Origin of the sequence: Flavobacterium aquidurense, from assembly GCF_031458035.1 — a bacterium.
In the GTDB taxonomy this organism is placed as follows: Bacteria; Bacteroidota; Bacteroidia; order Flavobacteriales; family Flavobacteriaceae; genus Flavobacterium; species Flavobacterium aquidurense_C.
Window position 1 is genome coordinate 198,782 of the sequence record NZ_JAVDXR010000005.1, and the last position, 18,985, is coordinate 217,766.

19 protein-coding genes are annotated in these 18,985 nt (G+C 34.5%); all 19 read right to left on the reverse strand.

Annotated elements, in window-relative coordinates; all coding sequences use genetic code 11:
- Positions 1-198: 198 nt before the first annotated feature.
- Positions 199-960 (reverse strand): tryptophan synthase subunit alpha, encoded by a 762-nt coding sequence (gene trpA / locus J2X17_RS10135; RefSeq protein ID WP_310297202.1) that lies wholly within the window; start codon positions 958-960, stop codon positions 199-201.
- A gap of 253 nt (positions 961-1,213) precedes the next feature.
- Positions 1,214-1,951, reverse strand: a complete 738-nt coding sequence (locus tag J2X17_RS10140; RefSeq protein ID WP_310297205.1) for a carbon-nitrogen hydrolase family protein — start codon at positions 1,949-1,951, stop codon at positions 1,214-1,216.
- 11 nt (positions 1,952-1,962) lie between these two features.
- The gene (locus J2X17_RS10145) at positions 1,963-2,280 is read right to left on the reverse strand and encodes a gamma-glutamylcyclotransferase family protein (RefSeq protein ID WP_310297208.1); all 318 of its coding nucleotides are present in this window, start codon (positions 2,278-2,280) and stop codon (positions 1,963-1,965) included.
- Between the two features lie 22 nt (positions 2,281-2,302).
- Positions 2,303-3,484: a tryptophan synthase subunit beta gene (gene trpB / locus J2X17_RS10150; protein WP_310297211.1), complete on the reverse strand. Its 1,182-nt coding sequence runs from the start codon at positions 3,482-3,484 to the stop codon at positions 2,303-2,305.
- A gap of 12 nt (positions 3,485-3,496) precedes the next feature.
- Positions 3,497-4,129 carry a phosphoribosylanthranilate isomerase gene (locus J2X17_RS10155; protein WP_310297213.1) on the reverse strand — a complete coding sequence of 211 codons (633 nt, stop codon included), beginning with the start codon at positions 4,127-4,129 and terminating at the stop codon, positions 3,497-3,499.
- Positions 4,130-4,292: 163 nt separating this feature from the next.
- Positions 4,293-5,078, reverse strand: a complete 786-nt coding sequence (gene trpC, locus J2X17_RS10160) for an indole-3-glycerol phosphate synthase TrpC (RefSeq protein WP_310297215.1) — start codon at positions 5,076-5,078, stop codon at positions 4,293-4,295.
- Between the two features lie 83 nt (positions 5,079-5,161).
- Entirely contained in the window at positions 5,162-6,154 is a 993-nt protein-coding gene (gene trpD, locus J2X17_RS10165; protein WP_310297218.1) for an anthranilate phosphoribosyltransferase, read from the reverse strand.
- A gap of 114 nt (positions 6,155-6,268) precedes the next feature.
- On the reverse strand, positions 6,269-6,835 hold the full coding sequence (locus J2X17_RS10170; RefSeq protein WP_310297220.1) for an anthranilate synthase component II: 567 nt from the start codon (positions 6,833-6,835) through the stop codon (positions 6,269-6,271).
- Positions 6,836-6,921: 86 nt separating this feature from the next.
- Positions 6,922-7,365 carry a hypothetical protein gene (locus tag J2X17_RS10175; RefSeq protein WP_310297223.1) on the reverse strand — a complete coding sequence of 148 codons (444 nt, stop codon included), beginning with the start codon at positions 7,363-7,365 and terminating at the stop codon, positions 6,922-6,924.
- Between the two features lie 128 nt (positions 7,366-7,493).
- Entirely contained in the window at positions 7,494-8,894 is a 1,401-nt protein-coding gene (locus J2X17_RS10180) for an anthranilate synthase component I family protein (protein WP_310297226.1), read from the reverse strand.
- Positions 8,895-9,187: 293 nt separating this feature from the next.
- A complete protein-coding gene (locus J2X17_RS10185) occupies positions 9,188-10,468 on the reverse strand; it encodes a hypothetical protein (RefSeq protein ID WP_310297228.1) in 1,281 nt (426 codons plus the stop codon).
- Between the two features lie 206 nt (positions 10,469-10,674).
- Positions 10,675-13,173 carry a mechanosensitive ion channel family protein gene (locus J2X17_RS10190; protein ID WP_310297231.1) on the reverse strand — a complete coding sequence of 833 codons (2,499 nt, stop codon included), beginning with the start codon at positions 13,171-13,173 and terminating at the stop codon, positions 10,675-10,677.
- Between the two features lie 195 nt (positions 13,174-13,368).
- Complete coding sequence (locus tag J2X17_RS10195) at positions 13,369-13,935, reverse strand: YceI family protein (RefSeq protein ID WP_310297234.1); 567 nt, start codon at positions 13,933-13,935, stop codon at positions 13,369-13,371.
- A 31-nt stretch (positions 13,936-13,966) separates the two neighbouring features.
- Positions 13,967-14,599, reverse strand: a complete 633-nt coding sequence (locus J2X17_RS10200; protein ID WP_310297237.1) for an NAD(P)H-dependent oxidoreductase — start codon at positions 14,597-14,599, stop codon at positions 13,967-13,969.
- Between the two features lie 4 nt (positions 14,600-14,603).
- Positions 14,604-15,065 (reverse strand): MarR family winged helix-turn-helix transcriptional regulator, encoded by a 462-nt coding sequence (locus J2X17_RS10205; protein ID WP_310297240.1) that lies wholly within the window; start codon positions 15,063-15,065, stop codon positions 14,604-14,606.
- Between the two features lie 409 nt (positions 15,066-15,474).
- Positions 15,475-15,984, reverse strand: a complete 510-nt coding sequence (locus tag J2X17_RS10210) for a GNAT family N-acetyltransferase (protein WP_310297243.1) — start codon at positions 15,982-15,984, stop codon at positions 15,475-15,477.
- Positions 15,985-15,987: 3 nt separating this feature from the next.
- Positions 15,988-16,467: a DUF6691 family protein gene (locus tag J2X17_RS10215; protein ID WP_310297245.1), complete on the reverse strand. Its 480-nt coding sequence runs from the start codon at positions 16,465-16,467 to the stop codon at positions 15,988-15,990.
- A 28-nt stretch (positions 16,468-16,495) separates the two neighbouring features.
- On the reverse strand, positions 16,496-17,059 hold the full coding sequence (locus J2X17_RS10220) for a YeeE/YedE family protein (RefSeq protein ID WP_310297599.1): 564 nt from the start codon (positions 17,057-17,059) through the stop codon (positions 16,496-16,498).
- Positions 17,060-17,234: 175 nt separating this feature from the next.
- The gene (locus J2X17_RS10225; RefSeq protein ID WP_310297248.1) at positions 17,235-18,653 is read right to left on the reverse strand and encodes an MBL fold metallo-hydrolase; all 1,419 of its coding nucleotides are present in this window, start codon (positions 18,651-18,653) and stop codon (positions 17,235-17,237) included.
- Between the last annotated feature and the right edge of the window lie 332 nt (positions 18,654-18,985).

The following is an 18,985-nucleotide window of genomic DNA, read 5'->3' on the forward strand; positions in this document are numbered from 1 at the left end:
TGCGGTTGTTTTGGGCATAAAAAAAGCTGAAATTTGTATTTCAGCTTGAATTTTTCACAATCTTGTCATTTCGACGAAGGAGAAATCCTCGCAAGTAGCTCCGCAACGAGAGTTCACTTTGTCGAGTTTCTAACGGGGATTTCTCCTTCGTCGAAATGACAAACTGTGCGGTTTAGACCTTCAATCAGAAATATATTTTTATCGAATCTCCCCAACAAATTCAGAAATTTTCCCAGAACCACTTTCACTCAAATGCTTAATGAAAGCACTTCCAATAATAGCTCCTTTTGCATATTTAGTAGCTTGATTAAAAGTTTCTTTATTCGAAATTCCGAAACCAACAATTTGAGGATTTTTCAAATTCATATTTCCGATTCTTTCAAAATAACTTTCCTGTGTATTTCCGAAACCAGCCTGAGAACCTGTAACACTTGCTGAACTTACCATATAAATAAATCCGTTTGAAACGCTGTCGACAAAACGAATGCGTTCGTCTGAAGTTTGTGGCGTAATTAAAAACACGTTTATCAAACCATATTTTTCAAAAATAGCTTTGTATTCGTCTGCGTAAACATCAACTGGTAAGTCAGGAATGATTAAACCGTCAATACCAATTTCGGCACATTTTTTACAGAATGCTTCAACTCCATATTGTAATATCGGATTGAAATACCCCATAATAATCAACGGAATTTTTACGCTTTCGCGGATGTTCTTCAGTTGGTCAAAAAGAACCTGAGTTGTCATTCCGTTATGAAGTGCTGTCGTAGAACTCGCCTGAATTGTTGGCCCATCTGCCAAAGGATCGCTAAAAGGCAAACCAATTTCAATTAGGTCAACGCCATTTTTTTCCAGATCCTGAATAATCTGAACCGTATCATTTAAATTAGGATATCCCGCTGAAAAATAAATAGAAAGTATCTTTTTATCTTCTTGTAATTTTTGTGTTATTCTGTTCATTTTGTTTCTATATTTTATCCTAACAGTCCCGAAGCTTCGGGACAAAACCTGTTAGGTATTTTATTAAGTTATTTTTTTGCCACTCCCGATAGCTATCGGGATAAAAGATTCTCGCTGATAGCTGGAAATTTATTTCACGCCGATTTTAAATAGATTTAAGCTGATTTGCGCAGATCTTTTTTAAATCTGCTCTAATCTGCTAAATCTGCTTAAAATAAAATCTTTTTAATCTGCGCAATCTGTGGCATTATATCTAAATCTTCACAACTCGAGTTGTCCAATTATCATTATTATTCTCGGCTAATAAAATTCCTGAATCCGAGTCATTCATTTGTCCAACCAATTCACCTTTATTATTCCAAAAAGCGCTCTGTCCTGCCGATGGATAACCCCAGGATTCTCTACTAAAATTAGACATCAAAACATTCATTTTATGTTTCTTAGCATAGCTTTGTAAATCTCGGTACGCATTCGGAATCCCGTTTGGTGTAAAGAAAATACTGGCGATGTATATATCAGTTGCTCTCTTACAAGCGTTTTCAGGATGCAGCGGATTATCAATATCAGCACAAATGGCAAACGAAATTTTTTGGTTCTCAATCGAAATCATCGGATTATAATTGAAAGAAGACTGGAAAAATTCATCTTCGCCTTCATGCAAAAACTGCTTCGTATAAATTGAAACGGAATGATCTGGAGCAATACTAAATTCTCCAATAAATAATTGCGATTCGATTTGAATTGGAGCGCCGGCCACAATAACAATATTGTTTTCCGAAGCCAATTTTTTCAGATAATCCAGTCGCAAATCATCTTTTTGGAAAGCCAGTTTTTGAGCATTTTCTCTTTCATATCCTGTGATAGACATTTCAGGAAATGCGATTAATTGTGCTCCGTTTTGCACTGCCAATTCTACAAGACGATAATGATCTGCTAAATTAGCTTCAATATTTCCTCGTGTTGGTTTTGTTTGTGCTGCTGCTAGAATCATTTTGTTTTTTATTAACTTTCTATATAAATCCAGGCAACAATTCCTGACTTCAATTTGACTTGAACTCTTTTATAAGCATTCGATTCGAATATGTCTACTTTGGCTAAATCTGAAGGAGAAATATTGTAAACAATACCGTGTATTGGGTCTGAAGGACCTTCTGTTGGTACTGCTACAACATAATCTGCCATCCCAAATTCTTCTTCTATCTGAAGACTTTTCAGTCTATGACCCAAAAGCTGATCTTTAGTTCCGGTTAAGACCTTATTAAAAAGCTGCATCTGAATCTGTTTTGACCGTAATGTTCCGTAAGAGAATAATTTTTCCATAATTATGATTTTCTCGTTTTATTTACAACTTAAAATAATCAATATAATTGTCTAAATCTTTATCACCACGACCTGAAAGACTAATCACCACAATATCTGTCGGTTTGAATTTCTTTTGATCTAAAACCGCAAATGCATGTGCACTTTCAATAGCAGGAATAATTCCTTCTAATTTAGTCAATTGCAAACCTGCATTCATCGCATCATCATCAGTAACCGAGAAAAATTCTCCACGCCCGGTTTGTGCCAAATGCGCGTGCATTGGTCCAACTCCAGGATAATCCAAACCTGCTGAAATCGAATACGGTTCTGTAATCTGTCCGTCCGGCGTTTGCATTAAAAGGGTTTTGCAACCGTGAATAACACCTACTTTTCCTAATTTGCTGGTTGCCGCACTATGGCCACTGTCGACACCTTTTCCGGCTGCTTCAACGGCGATAATCCCAACTTCTGGCTCGTGCAAAAAGTGATAATAGGTTCCGGCAGCGTTACTTCCACCACCAATGCAAGCTACAACATAATCAGGATTTTCACGTCCTTCTTTTTCTTTTAACTGCCATTTTATTTCTTCTGAAATAACACTTTGAAAGCGCGTCACCATATCCGGATAAGGATGTGGGCCAATAGCTGATCCAATAATATAATGAGTGTCAACCGGATTATTAATCCAATCGCGAATTGCTTCATTTGTTGCATCTTTCAACGTTCTTGAACCCGAAAGTGCCGGACGAACTTCTGCTCCCAACATTTTCATACGGGCAACATTTGGTGCCTGACGTGCAATGTCAATTTCGCCCATGTAAACGATACATTCCAAGCCCATTAAAGCACAAACTGTAGCTGTTGCAACACCGTGTTGACCGGCTCCGGTTTCGGCAATAATTCTTTTTTTACCTAAACGTTTTGCAACCAAAATTTGCCCAATCGTATTGTTGACTTTGTGTGCTCCGGTATGATTTAAGTCTTCTCTTTTCAGATAAACTTTAGTATTGTATTTTTCAGATAAACGCTTAGCAAAATAAAGCGGACTAGGTCGTCCCACGTAATCTTTTAACAATTGACCGAACTCTGCTTTAAAATCGGGTTCGCTCGTTATTTTTAGATAATTCTGCCGTAATTCTTCTACATTCGGATATAACATTTCGGGAATAAAAGCTCCTCCAAATTCTCCGTAATATCCTTTTTCGTTAACGTTAAAGTTCATTTCGTTTAAAGTTTAAAAGTTGGCAACATCAAATTTTCGTTTGAAATTGCTAAATAGATTTTTGTTTTTCAGCCCCGGTTCGATTTCAAATTTACTATTTACATCGATAGCATAAATAGGTAAATTGGTTTTTGAAATTTCTTCGATGGCTTTTAATTCTTCAATTCCGATACCCCCACTCAAAAAGAATGGTTTTTCAGATTTGTATTTTTTTAATATCGTCCAGTCAAATGTGGTTCCGTTACCGCCGGGCAGTTTCCCTTTGGTATCAAAAAGAAAATAATCGCAGACTGCTTCGTAAGGTTTTAAAACCTCAAAATCAAAATTGTTATCGGCAGAAAATGCTTTTATGATTTCGATTTTTTTGTTCAGTTTAGTTTTTAATTCCGAACAAAATTCGACCGATTCGCTTCCGTGTAACTGAACAGCTTGCAATTTATATTTTTGAACTTTTTCAAGAATTTCTTCCTGACTCTGATTTACAAAAACACCCACTTTTTTAACCGTTTCTATCAGTTCCGGAATTTCTCCGTTAAAGTATCTCGCGGATTTCTCCCAGAAAATAAATCCCATATAATCGGGTAGGAGTGCGCCTACTTCGAGTATATTTTCAGGATATTTCATGCCGCATATTTTGAGTTTCATTCGTTGTGTTTTTTTAACCGCAAAGGGCGCTAAGGTTTTATATTTGATTGCGCTTAAAAACGCAAAGTTCGCAAAGTTTTTTCGCCACGACCCGAACGATAGTGAACAGGCGAAGCAATTCACGAATGATAATAAATAAATTCGTGAATTCGTGGCTATTTTTTTATACGCTCAAATTTTTAATAAATTCTGTTGCGGCCTCGCCTGCGTTGTCTGTTTTCATGAAGTTTTCACCAATTAGAAATCCGCTGTAGCCGTATGGTCTTAATTCTGAGATGGCTTCAATTGATGAGATGCCGCTTTCTGAAACTTTGATGAATTCATCCGGAATTTGCGATGCCAGCTGCTTACTGAAATCCAAACTTACTTCGAAGGTTTTTAGGTTTCTGTTATTCACGCCAATCATATCTAAACTCGGCATAATCGATTTTTCTAATTCTTCCTGGTTGTGAACTTCCAATAAAACTTCTAAACCTAATTTCTTTGCAAATTCAGACAATGATTTGATTTCTTCACGCGTTAAAACGGCAGCGATCAATAAAATTAAATCGGCTCCAAAAGCTTTGGCTTCCAGAATTTGGTATTCATCGACAATAAATTCTTTTCGCAAAAGCGGAATATTTACACTTGCTCTTGCCAAAAGCAAATCGTCTAAAGAACCTCCAAAATATTTTCCGTCCGTTAAGACCGAAATTCCGCAAGCGCCGGCGTTTTCGTATCCTTTTACTACTTCTTCAACAGTAAAACTATGGTTGATAACTGATTTTGATGGCGAACGGCGTTTATGTTCTGCAATTATTCCAGTTGAACTTGTTCTCAATTTTTGACTCAAAGAAATCGTTTCTCTTCCAAAAAACACTGAACTTTCCAATTGTGAAACGGGAATGATTGATTTTTTAAGAACGACTTCTCTTTGTTTGTCAACTATGATTCTATCTAAAATATTCATATTTATTTGTTTCAGGTTTCAGGTTTCAAGTTTCAGATCCCAACAACTTGAAACCTGAAACAAAGAAAACTTGAAACTAAATTTTATTTACTTAATTCTTGTAATGTCTGTAATGCCTTTAAGCCTTTTCCAGACAACAAACTTTCTTTTGCCAATTCAAATCCTTCTAACGGAGAACATTTTGTAACCGTTGCGATTGCCATTGCGGCGTTGGCCAGAACCACATTATTTTGAGCTTCTGTTCCTTTTCCTGAAATGATATTAATGAAAATTTCTGCCGATTCTTCAATTGTCTTTCCTCCTTCAATTTCAGTTTGAGATAAAAGTCTCACCCCAAAGTCAGAAGGATTTAACATGCCTTCCATATGAGATGTTATTGTCTTGGTTGGACCTGTTAACGAAATTTCGTCATATCCGTCAAGCGAATGTAAAATGGTAAAATTGATATCGGTGTTTTGGTATAAATAAGCATACATACGAGCTAATTCCAAATTGAAAACACCAACCAATTGATTCTGTGGAAACGATGGATTTACCATTGGTCCTAACATATTGAAGAACGTTTTTACCGCCAATTCTTTTCTGATTGGTCCCACATTTTTCATTGCCGGATGGAATAGGGGAGCGTGTAAAACGCAGATTCCAGCCTGATCAATACATTTTTCTAGAAATGAAGGATCGTTGCTGAATTTAATTCCCATTTTTTCCATCACGTTGCTCGACCCTGAAATTGACGAAACGCCATAATTTCCATGTTTTGCCACTTTTATTCCTGCTCCGGCAGCAATAAAAGATGCCAAAGTTGAAATGTTGAAAGTATCTTTTCCATCGCCACCTGTTCCGCATAAATCGATGGTGTTGTAAGCTGATAAATCAACGCGAATGCATAATTCTAACAAAGCTTCACGAAAACCTGATAGCTCATCAATAGTAATGCTTCGCATCATAAATACGGTCAAAAATGCCGAAATCTGACTTGGATTATAATTTCCGCTTGAGATATTAATCAATACGTCTTTGGCTTCTTCTTTTGAAAGCACTTCGTGGTTGATTAATTTATTTAATATAGTTTTCATTTTTTTTTATTCTAAGGTTCTAAGATGCTGAGGTTCTAAGGTTCTAAGTATTTGTTTTAGGTTTTTTGTTTCAAGTTTCGCTAACCTGAAACTTGAAACTTGAAACAAAAGAAACTAACTCTTTATCCAGTTCTCCAATATCAATTTTCCTTTTGGTGTCAAAACACTTTCGGGATGGAACTGAACGCCTCTTACATCAAAAGTTTTGTGTCTTAATGACATAATTTGTCCGTTTTCGTCGATTGAAGTGGCTTCTAAAACATCTGGTAAATTCGCATCAACAACCCAGGAATGATATCTTCCCACTTCGAATTCGTTTCCTAACCCTTCAAATAAAACTTCATCTGAAACTACTGTTTTTACATTTGTTGCAACTCCATGATATACTTTATCAAGGTTTGAAAGCGTTCCACCAAAAACTTCTCCAATGGCTTGTTGGCCTAAACAAACACCCAAAATGCTTTTTGTAGGTCCGTATTTCTGAATTACTTCTTTTAATAAACCTGCTTCGTCTGGAATTCCAGGCCCCGGAGAAAGTAATATTTTATCGAAAGTTGCGATTTCATCAATATCAAATTCGTCGTTTCTGTAAACGGTAACTTCGCAGTTTAAATCCTCTAAATAGTGCACTAAATTATAAGTGAAACTATCGTAATTGTCTATAACTAATATCTTTTTCATGAGTTTTTTTGTTTCAGGTTTCAAGTTTTTTTTGTTTCAAGTTCCAACAACGTGAAACCTGAAACTTGAAACTTGAAACTATTTTTTTATTTTTCTCGAACGTATCTTTCTGTAATAATTCGATTGATTCCTAATTTTTCTACTTTTTCGATTCCTTTTTGAGTTAATGTATCATTTTTGATTTTTACTACGAACTCAAATTTTCCATTTTCCCATTGACGATTATTGAAATATTCCAGATTCTCTGTGTAAACACTGTCTTTCAAAGTATATTTTCCGCCTCCGCCAAAGAATACAGCTGCTGTGCTGTCTTTTCCGTTATTCAAATCATGATTAAAAAAAGCAAAATGGGAGTCATTTATAATTTTAATCATTTTTGTTTTTGGATTGAAAGTCGAGAAAGTTGAATCTTTTTCTGTCGTTTCAGCTGATATCAGACGCCATGTTCCTTCAATTGGATTTTCTTTCTTTTCCGAATTGCAAGCTGTTACGCCAATGATTAAAAATAAAATTGAAATTGCTTTTTTCATGATTATTTATGGTTTTTATGGTTTGTTTGATAATTGTTTCAAGTTTCAGGTTTCAGGTTTGCTTCGCCAATTCGGCTACTCGTGTCACGTCCCAACAACTTGAAACTTGAAACCTGAAACAAAAGAAACTATATTTTCTCCGCCATTTCCAGCGCTGTATTCAACGCTCTTAATTTATTATAAACTTCCTGCATTTCGCTTTCTTCGTCTGAACTGGCAACAATTCCGGCACCGGCCTGACAATGTAATTGATGATTTTTGCTTAAGAAAGTACGAATCATAATGGCGTGATTAAAGTTTCCTTCAAAATCCATGAAACCAATTGCGCCTCCGTAGAAATTACGATTTGTTTTTTCGTAATCTTCAATCAATTGCATGGCTCTGTGTTTAGGTGCACCGCTTAAAGTTCCGGCTGGGAAAGTATCGGCAACCACTTGCATCGTTGTAGCTTTTTCATGTAAATGCCCTGTAACTTTTGAAACCAAGTGAATTACATGCGAGAAAAACTGAACTTCTCTGTATTTCTCAACGTTTACATCGTGTCCGTTTCGGCTTAAATCATTTCTGGCTAAATCGACAAGCATTACGTGTTCGCTGTTTTCTTTTTTATCTTCAGAAAGTTGTTTGGCTAAAACCGCATCATGTTCGTCATTTCCGGTTCTTTTGAAAGTTCCGGCGATGGGATGAATTTCTGCTTTTCTATTTTTTACGATAATTTGTGCTTCGGGTGAAGACCCAAATATTTTGAAATCGCCATAATCAAAAAAGAATAAATAAGGAGATGGATTGATACTGCGTAAAGCTCTGTAAACATTGAATTCATCACCTTTAAAACCTTGTGTAAAACGACGCGATAAAACCAATTGAAACACATCACCCCTAAAACAATGTTTTTTAGCCAAAGCCACATTGTGTTTGAATTCTTCATCGGTTAAGTTAGAAAAACCTTCGCCTTCTTTACTGAATTTATAAGATGCAATATTTCTTGATTGAAGTAACTGCTCAATTTCCGAAATGTTGTTTCTTCCGTCAACACTATGACAAAAGATGTACGCTTCATTTTTAAAGTGATTGATCGCAATAATATTTTGATAAACGGCATAAAAAACATCCGGAATTAAAGTGGCGCTGTCTTTTTTAGCAATTGAAACTTTCTCAAAATAACGAACAGCATCGTAAGAAATGTATCCGAATAATCCATTGTTGATGAATTTAAAATCAGTTTTTTCCGATTTAAACTGACTCGAAAATTCCTGAATTACTTCCGGAATATTTGTTGAAGCGTCAATTGCAATTTGCTCCGCCGTTCCGTCAGGAAAAGTTTTTGAAATGATTTCGTTTTCGATTTTAATCGTTGCGATCGGGTTACAGCAGATGTATGAGAAACTATTGTCATTTCCATGATAATCACTACTTTCTAATAATAGACTATTTGGGAATTTATCCCTGATTTTAAAATAAATACTTACCGGCGTGATGGTGTCTGCCAGAATTTGTTTGTAGTGTGTGTTGAGTATAAAAGGTTTCAAAGTATTTCGTTTTTTAATTTTTAATATATCTTCAGTTTTGGCCAAAAAAAAAGGCTTGTCGTGATGACAAGCCTTTTATATTTATAGTTTACAATACCATAGGAAGCTTTGTTCACGACGTTTGACGTAAATTCTTCCACCACCAAGTATTGTTCATTAATGTTTTCATTTTCTTATTTTGATATCACAAAGATATAAATGTAAATTGGAATAGGATACATAAAAATTTAAAAAAAACTTTTCCTAATTTAGAAATTTGTTAAATTTCATAAGAAATAATTAATTTTAAATACTTAATTCCCAATTGCAATTGTGTTATTTTGGTTCATTCTAAAATCAGGATTCCCTTTAATATTAGGCATTATAAACAATTCGCTGTTTTTTAATTTTGTGTAGTCCAGAAGAAATGATGGATCTCCATAAAATTTTTGAATTGCCGTGTTTCCGCTTCCCGCTTCACTTATAATCCCTCCGTTACAATTGTTGATGATTAGATTTTTAAATGTAATTTTAGATAAATTAACAGCACCGTCACCAATATTTCCTTCTAACAAAGCAAAAGGAGTAAAACCTGAAATGATACTATTAGACAAATTGAAAAAAGTATTTTCTCTAACATAAAGAGATTCTCTAACCAATCCCTGGTTGTTTTCTTCCAGATTAACTAGAGTGATATTGCTGGCATTGATTTTACTCAGTTTTTTGGTCATATCGGTACTTCCAATTTTATCATACGAATCAACTTCAAAACATCTTGACCCTGAAACATCTGATGAAAACGGATGACGGATTGCAATACTGTTGCTTATATTGCATTGAACACCTTGTGTAAAATCAAAATCATCATCGGTAGTTCTGTATGAAATTAGGTTGTTCATTACTAAATCTCCACCGTAACTTTCGAATGAATCATCATTTGAATAACTAATTTGGATGTTGCTTAAAACGGTTTTTCTTCCAACACCGGCTAAAGAAAGTCCGTTTAGCTCTTTTAATGCGCTCAATTTTCTTCCTGAATATTCAATTCTCACATATTTTAAAATCCCCGAATAATCCTCAGGATCCTGGCCACCATAATGGTTTAACATTGGTTCTAAATCGAAAGGAAGAATGTGAATGCCTCCAATAGTGTTAATTGGTGCTTTTCCTAAAATAATAATTCCGCCCCAATCACCAGGTTTTCTTTCTGCGATTTCTTTATTTGATGTAAAAACAATGGGATCAGTTTCTAAACCTTCGGCCATAATTTTAGCGCCGTTTGTAATTACCAGTGTTCCGCAGCTTTTATCATCACCACGAATAACGGTTCCGGGTTCGATAGTTAAAGTGGCATTGTTGGTTACGTAAACCACACCAACTAGTTGATAAATATTACGTTTTAGTAATTTTGTGTCTTTGTCGATAGTTCCGGCAATAATATTTGTGGCTTCACCATATTCTGTATTGGCTGGTTTGAAATTTGTCCAGTTGCTCATCCAGTTAATGTTGCCAATAATTCCTTTAGGTTGTTGTTGTGCATGTAGAAAAAAACTGCTCAGCAGAGTTAGAATTGCAATACGTATTTTTGTTTTCATAACTGTGATTTAGGTTTCTGATTCTCTTTTTTTAGTTGCTCAAAAGTAGAAGCCGAATGTTAATCAAAGTGCCGGATGTTATTATGAAAGCGTTATTTTAGTATTAAGAACGTTATATTTTTGAAAAGAAAAATCTCTTTTTATTATCGAAATTGAGGATGATTTTTATTTGCGAATTTAAACTTCCGCTATAAACCTTAAACTCGCTAATCTTCAGGTTCTTTATCTTCGATATTTTTATTAATAATGTGAATATCCTGTTGTGAAAACGGTATGACAATTTTGTTTGCTTTTAATGTGTTGTCAATGGCTATAATCAATTGGCTTTTAACCTCATAGTCAAAATCGAAATGCTTGATCCAATACATTACCACTAAATCAATCGAATTATCCCCAAATTTGGTAAACCAAATAGTAGGAGCAGGTTTTGTTAGAATATTTTTATTCTTTTCAAGGATTTCGATCAGTATTTTTTTTGTGAATTCTAAGTCGGTTCCATAAGCAACACCAAATCGGATTTGCGATCGTCTTTGGTTGTTTCCAAGTGTCCAGTTGGTTAAATTTTGATTCAGTAATTCTCCATTCGGAATCACTACATCTGCGCCGTCAAAGGTTGTAACAACGCTGCTTCGAATACCGATTGATTTCATTTTTCCGGATTGTGTGCCTACTTCGATAATATCATTTAGATTTACCGGTTTTTCGAAGGCAATAATTAATCCGCTTATTAGGTTGTTCACAAGACTTTGCATACCAAAACCGATACCGACTCCAAGTGCACTTATGATTAGTGTTATTCTGTCTAACGGAATTCCAGTTGCACCAAATGCGACCAGAACACCTACAGTCACAATTGTAATTCTTGATAAAAACATCCAGCTTCCTATGTTTTTAGCTTTATCCTTGTTTTTAATAACCTGATTATCGCTCGCTAAAAAGGAAACTACCTTTGAAACGAAACCAGACAATAAAATAATAAGAACGAATGTTATAATATTTTCAAATGTAAAAGAGATATTTCCAATATTTCTTGTCTCGGAAATAGAATTTCTTAAAGGATCAACGATACTTTGAAAACTATAGGTGTTTCTAATCATTAGTATAAAACAAGAAACAAAAAGTAGTAGATAAAAGCCAGCGTTAAACTTATTCGGGATGCCTTTTATAGTTTTCTTCAAACTGTCTTCGTCAGTTGTTTTTAAAATTTTAGAGACCAAATTAATCTCTTTAATAGCGATTAAAGTGTTGTAAAGAGAAAAAATTACAACTATGGAATAAACGGCTTTTGTCATTAAAAATTTCCCTAAATTATAGTGGCCGTTGACCAAATAATAAAATGAAAAAATTTGAATGATAGCTCCTATAACAATATACCATAAATAAATTTTCCTTTGAAATTGGGCTCTGTTTACAAATGAATAAACGCCTATTCCGATGCCAAGAATATTTATTGCTAAAATTAAAAAAGATTCTCCGACAAAATGAATTAGTATTATAATGTCAAAAAAGGCTAATAAATTAAGGACAAAAATGGAAATCAGGACTTTCCAGACAAATGTCCTGATCGTATGCCGCATCATTATGGTCAATGCAATAGTAGATACCGTCCAGATAATTATGGAGAAAATAAGCGGAGGCATTGGCAGTATAAATTGATATAAATTTAATACAACCAAAAATGCAGCAGAGATCGGACTGTTTAAGATATTGATGTCAAGCAACATTTCTTTTTTAAAGCCCAGATCAATAAATTTTCCTTTTTGCAATCTGAAATAAATCGCAGTTCCAAGTATCAAGAGCAACATTGTAAGAAGTGAGTTTTTATTGTTTATTAAATAAAAATACATCACTAGATAATTTGTCCTGATAGAAGTTGTAAATGGATCTATAGAAATAACAGGGCGCTTAAAAACAGGTACTTTTTTGGTAAACAATTGGCTTTGTTCTAATTTTCTGAGCCTGTTATTTTCAATGATATCCGATTCAATTTTATATTTCAATTGGTCTCCAGTGATTTCCAATGTTTGAATGCTGTCCACGGCATTTTTTAATCTTTCAGAAATCAGTGTGATATCCTTAATTGTTCTTTCGGATTGGTGGCGGTAAATTTCTCTCGAAACAGAATCACTTGGAACATAATACAGATTTTTTTGAGCAACCAGAGAGTCTATTTTTTCCTGAGTGCGGCTGAGTTGTTGGTTTTCAAGACTGATTTTTTTTAAACGATCGGTGGAGCGTTTTAATAATTCGTCAAGAAGAATAGAAGTCGAACTAAGATTTCGATCCGTTAAAACGATAAATTTTTTTCCTACAATTCCCCTAACGGCAAATTCTTCCCAATCTTTTAATTGATGAATTTCTTCCGCTACGTCTTTGTAATTGAATCCTTTGTTTAAAAGAAATTTTGCATTCTGAATTTCGGTTTCAATTAAATTAAAAAGTTTATTTTGTTTTTGAACATTTTGATAGTTAATGTATTTTTCCTCTCTCATTTTTTTTTCACTTTCGGCTTTGCCTTTAAGTATAATGAGGTTAGCTTTATCTTTAATTCCTAATTCCTTAATAATGGAATCCAGTTCTGTTTTTGTATTTTGAGAAATCCCAGACACAGAGGATAACAAGGTGAATGCGATTAAAAAAAGTTTGAAGCTAATACTTTTGTATTTCTTTGCGATGTTTGGGAGTAGAAATGCAAAATTTGACATTTGGCTATATTTATTTCCTTAGTTGTTTTGAAATAGTTCATCGATGCGTATATCAAATTTAACAAAAATTTTCGTTTTTTATATATGTATTTTAAAAAGAGTTAGTTATGGTGTAAAATCTATTTTTAAGCATAAAAAAAACCTGAACAAAAGTTCAGGTTTTTAATTTTTGTACAAGAATTAGTAAGCCTTATATTAGAATTTTAAAGCAACAGTCAACTCGAAATCGTCACTGATAGTTTTGTCTCCTAAATTTTCGAAGAAGTTACCAGAGTTGTATTTGATACCGTATTTAGTTCTGTCAACTTTGAAAGCAGTTGTAGCAGTGTTTCCAGCTACAGTAATGTCAAAAGTTACTGGTTTAGTGATTCCTTTGATAGTTAAATCAGCAGTTACAGTATAAACGTCAGTTGCTTTAGCTCCGATAGTTTTGAAAACTAATTTTGCAGTTGGGAATTTGTCAGTTCCAAAGAAATCGTCAGCTTTTAAGTGACCATTCAATTTTCCTTGGTATTCTCCAGTTAAATCTGTAGAAGTTAATGAAGTCATGTCAACTGTAAAGCTTCCTCCAGTTAATTTTTTTCCTTTGAAAACTACAGCTCCGTCTTTAAAGTTTACAGTTCCAGAGTGCTCTCCAGTTACTTTTTTACCTACCCATTTGATAGTAGATGCTTTTACGTCGATTTTCTTTGTTTGAGCATTTACTGAAATACTAGCCGCTGCTACGAATAATGCTATTGCAATTTTTTTTAAATTTTTCATTTTGTTAAGATTGATTTTGGATTAATAATAATTATAGTGTTATAAATAATTCTTCGTTTGATTTTCTAACTTTTTTGTAATGTTGAGCATCGTCTGCTTCATGTCTGTAACCAACAGTTGCAATAACTGAAGCGTTTAAACCTAATTTGTCGAAACCTAAGATTTCGTTGAATGCTGCTGCGTTAAAACCTTCCATTGGAGTTGCATCGATTTTTAATTCAGATGCAGCACTTAATAAAGTTCCTAAAGCGATATAAGTTTGTTTTGCTGTCCAGATGTTTTTATTCTCATCAGATAAATTAGCAATTGAACCTTTCATCATGTCACTGAATCCAGCCAGGGCTTCAGCAGGAACACCTCTTGTTTCGCTGATGTTTTTGATGTAACTGTCAACAGATTCCGTGCCAAGATTCAAATCGTTAGCAAAAATGAAAAGTTGAGAAGCATCAGTAATTTGAGTTTGTCCGTAAGCTGCAGCTTTCAGTTTTTCTCTAATTTCAGGGTTTTCAACAATAACAACTCTGTAAGGTTGTAATCCGTATGAAGAAGCGCTTAATCTAACAGCTTCTTTTAAAGTATTTAAATCTTCAGCAGAGATTTTTTTTGTTGCATCAAATTTTTTTGTTGCGTATCTCCAATTTAAATTTTCTAATAATGTACTCATAATATTAATTTTTTTGGGTTCGGTATTTTTCTAATAATTCATTTAGTAATTCTAGTTCTTTCTGACTCAAATTTTTAGCAAATGTACGCTCATGCTTATCTACTTTCGGATCTAATTCGTTTAAGATATCTAATCCTTTTTGAGTGATTAAAACTTCAATTTTGCGTCGGTTGCCCGGACAAACGTTTCTTGTTACGTAATCTTTCAATAAAAGTTTGTCAACCAATCGTGTTGTGTTACTTGTTTTAGCAAGCATTCTTTCCTGTATAACACACATATTAGCAGGTTTTCCTTTTTGTCCTCTTAATATGCGCAACACATTATATTGCTCTCCTGACAGATCATACGGTTTAAGTATTTCGCTGAAATGATCATGAATCACATTTTGGGTGTACATGATATTCAGAATAACTTTTCTCGCATTATCCAACTTAACTGTACTTTTTATAACCTCTTCAATTGTCATAGTCGTAAGTGTATAATTTGTATATACAAATGTATAGTTTTTAATATTTGTATATACAAGTGTTGTGTTAATTTTTCGTTAATTCATTTAAAGCCGAAATTTATAACTATACTTACCCTATGTAATTAGGGTAAAAATAGAGTAAATTTTTGAATTAAATGAAAGTTTTAAATCAAAAATCTAAACTCAAAAATCTAAAATAAATCAATAGGGGCGTGCCACCATTTAAAAAAAGGCCTAATCAACTTTTTGTTCATTAGGCCTTTTCTTAAATGCTGTCGGGCTATCCGCGCTACTTCGGTAGCTGGCTTCTATCCCTCACGCAAGCACACGATACAAGAAACCCGACAGTCCCGAAGCTTCGGGATAAAACCTGTCGGGTTTGATAGATAACTTGAAACTTATATTTTTAAACTAATTTTTTCTCATACGCTCTTCGTGCTCCGCCTCTAAAATAAACTTCACCACAATAAGTATAGTTTAATTTATCTAAGATTTTCAACATCGGAACATTGTCAAAATTAGTGTCTACCTTAATACTATAGACATTCTGTTGGACTGCTAATTCTTCTATTTTCAGAAAAAGTTTTGTCGCAATACCTTTTCCTTTTGCCAATTTTGAAACTGCTACGCGATGTACCACAACATAATCGTCATTCGTAAGCCATTTGCCTTCGATTTCTTCATAAGCAGGTTCTATGTCGAAAATAATAGCAGCGTAACATACAATAGAATCATTTTCTGTAAGTACGAAACCGTAACCATTATTTATGTCGTTTGTAATCGAAAGTTCATTGGGATACCCATCTTGCCATTGCTGACTTCCTTCTAATCGTCGTTGTTCGATTGCATCTTGAATGATTTCCCAAATTTGAGGTATTTCTGAAAGAGTTGCTTTTCGTAATAATAATGTATTCATTTTTTAATGAGGCAATTTGTCTTTAATTAAACCATAAAACCAGGTTCCGGCAATCGCACTTAATAAAGTAACCACAATTACGGTAACTCCCGTCCCAATTTGAGCGAATAAAGGCCCAGGGCAAGCTCCGGTAATCGCCCATCCAAATCCAAACATTAACCCGCCATAGATTTGCCCTTTGCTGAAAACCTTTGGTTGGATTTCTATTTTTTCACCCTGTATGGTTTTAATGTTGAACCTTTTAATGACTTGAACTGATATTACGCCAACCACAACCGCGGTTCCAATTACGCCGTACATAAAGAAAGACTGCAATTGAAACATTTCCTGAATACGGAACCAGCTGATGATTTCGGCTTTTACGAATACAATTCCGAAAAAGATTCCCACCAAAAGATATTTTAAGTTTGATAATCCGGAATCTTTTATTTGACTTGCATTGATTCCTTCTGTATCGGTATTTTTATTTTCTAAATTATTCATTTTTGAAATTTTAAAGTGAAAGAATATCCTAAAGAGCAAGGATATAAGGCAGAATCAAATTCGCCATTATAAAACCGCCAACCATAAAACAGATTGTCGCTACTAAGGAAGGCCATTGTAAATTTGAAATTCCCATAATCGCATGTCCGCTTGTGCATCCGCCAGCGTAACGCGTTCCGAAACCAACTAAAAATCCGCCAACCACAATCATGATAAATCCGCGAAGCGTAAATAAACTTTCCCAGGAAAACAATTCTTTTGGCAGTAAACCGGAATGATCTGTTATACCGTACGAAGCTAATTGCTCTGAAAGTTTTGGTGTAATTTCAACCGGATTTGGATTTGCTAAAAGATAAGCAGCGATTATCCCGCCAAGGAAAATTCCGAAAACAAAGAATAAATTCCAGCTTTCTTTTTTCCAATCGTATTTAAAAAATGAAATATTCGCCGGAATACAAGCCGCACAAATATGTCGAAGTGAAGAACTAATCCCGAAAGATTTATTTCCGATAATCAATAATATTGGAACAGTCAATCCAATTAGTGGACCCGCAACGTACCAAGGCCAAGGTTCTTTTATGATTTCTAGTATACTCATGTTTTAATATTAAATGTTTTTTCCACCATATAAGTTATATAAGTAATTATAAGTTGGAGCTTAAATCGCGCTGAACTTATATGAGCGCATATAAGGTTAGCCAGTTTAGGGTTAAAACGCACCGAAATTAAATGAACTTATATAACTTATATGGTGGAAAAAAAATATGTTATGCTTTCAAAATTTTGCTTTGGCAAACGAAATCTGATTTTGGAATTGCTGTTTTAGCAATTGCTCCAAAACCGCCGTCAATTTCGGTAAAATTTCTGAAACCGCGCGCTTGTAAAATCGATGCTGCTATCATACTGCGATATCCGCCTGCACAATGCAAATAAAAATGCTCGTTCGGGTTAATATCTTTTACCCAGTCATTAATATAAGCCAAAGGTTTACTGTAAGCATCTTCGATATGTTCTGCTTCGTATTCAGTTTCTTTACGAACATCAATAACTTTGTGTTCTTCAATTTTGAATTCAGTAGCAAATTGTTCTGCTGAAATTCTATTTACAGTATCCACTTCAAAACCAGCTTTTTGCCAGGCTTCAAAACCACCTTCTAAATGTCCGATAATCGAATCAAAACCTACACGGCTTAAACGTGTTACAGTTTCTTCTTCTAAACCATTTTCGGTTACTAATATAATAGGTTGTTTAACATCTGCAACGAGAGTTCCTACCCATGGTGCAAAATCACCGTTGATTCCAATATTAATAGATTGCGGAATAAATCCTTTATAGAAATCGCCACTTTTTCTGGTGTCTAAAATCAACGCGCCGATTTCTTCGGCAACAGCCTCAAAATCTTCGGCTTTAATTGGCTTCATTCCGTTATGTAAAACCGATTCGAAGCTTTCGTAACCGCCTTTATTCATCGCAACATTCATGCTGAAATAAGCAGGAGGAGGTAATAATCCGTCGGTAACTTCAGTAATAAATTCGGCTTCGGTCATATCGGCACGCAAAGCATAATTCGTCGCTTTTTGATTCCCAATAGTCGAAACGGTTTCTTTACTCATGTTTTTCCCGCAGGCGCTTCCAGCACCATGCGCAGGATAAACGATTACATCATCAGCCAAAGTCATTACTTTATCTCTAAGTGAATGAAATAAAATTCCGGCCAATTGGTCTTGTGTCATTCCGGCTGCTTTTTGCGCTAAATCCGGACGACCAACATCTCCAATAAATAAAGTATCTCCAGAAAAAATCGCATGATCTTTTCCGTTTTCGTCAATCAATAAATAAGTCGTGCTTTCCATAGTATGACCTGGAGTGTGCAATGCTTTTACTGTAATATTTCCGATTTTAAATTCTTCTCCGTCTTTCGCAGAAATGCAGTCAAATTCACAGGCCGCATTTGGGCCGTAAACGATAGGCGCTCCGGTTTCTTTGCTTAAATCAATATGACCCGAAACGAAATCGGCGTGGAAATGCGTTTCAAAAATGTATTTCAACTTAACCTGATCGCGATCTAAACGATCCAAATAAGGTTGAATTTCCCTTAACGGATCAATAATTGCTGCCTCGCCATTTGAAGTGATATAGTAAGCACCTTGTGCAAGACATCCGGTGTAAATTTGTTCAATTTTCATGATATGAAATCTAAAATATGCTGTACAAAGGTAACTTTGTTTTTTCGGAAAATAAGTGACTATTGTTACAGAAATTTTACTTTTCCGAAAAAACGTTTGATTGTTTTACCATATAAGGCATATAAGAAATTATAAGCTAGAGTTTAGATTGTGCTAAGATTATATTAGGACATATAAGGTGTGTGCTGTATAATGTGTTTTTAAATTCACTTTAAATTAATTAAGGATTCGGCATATTTAAAGCTTACATGGGCTAATTATAAGCTGAAGTATAATCGCAAAAAATTAAAATGAACTTATATCACTTATATGGTGGAAAAAAAAATCTACGT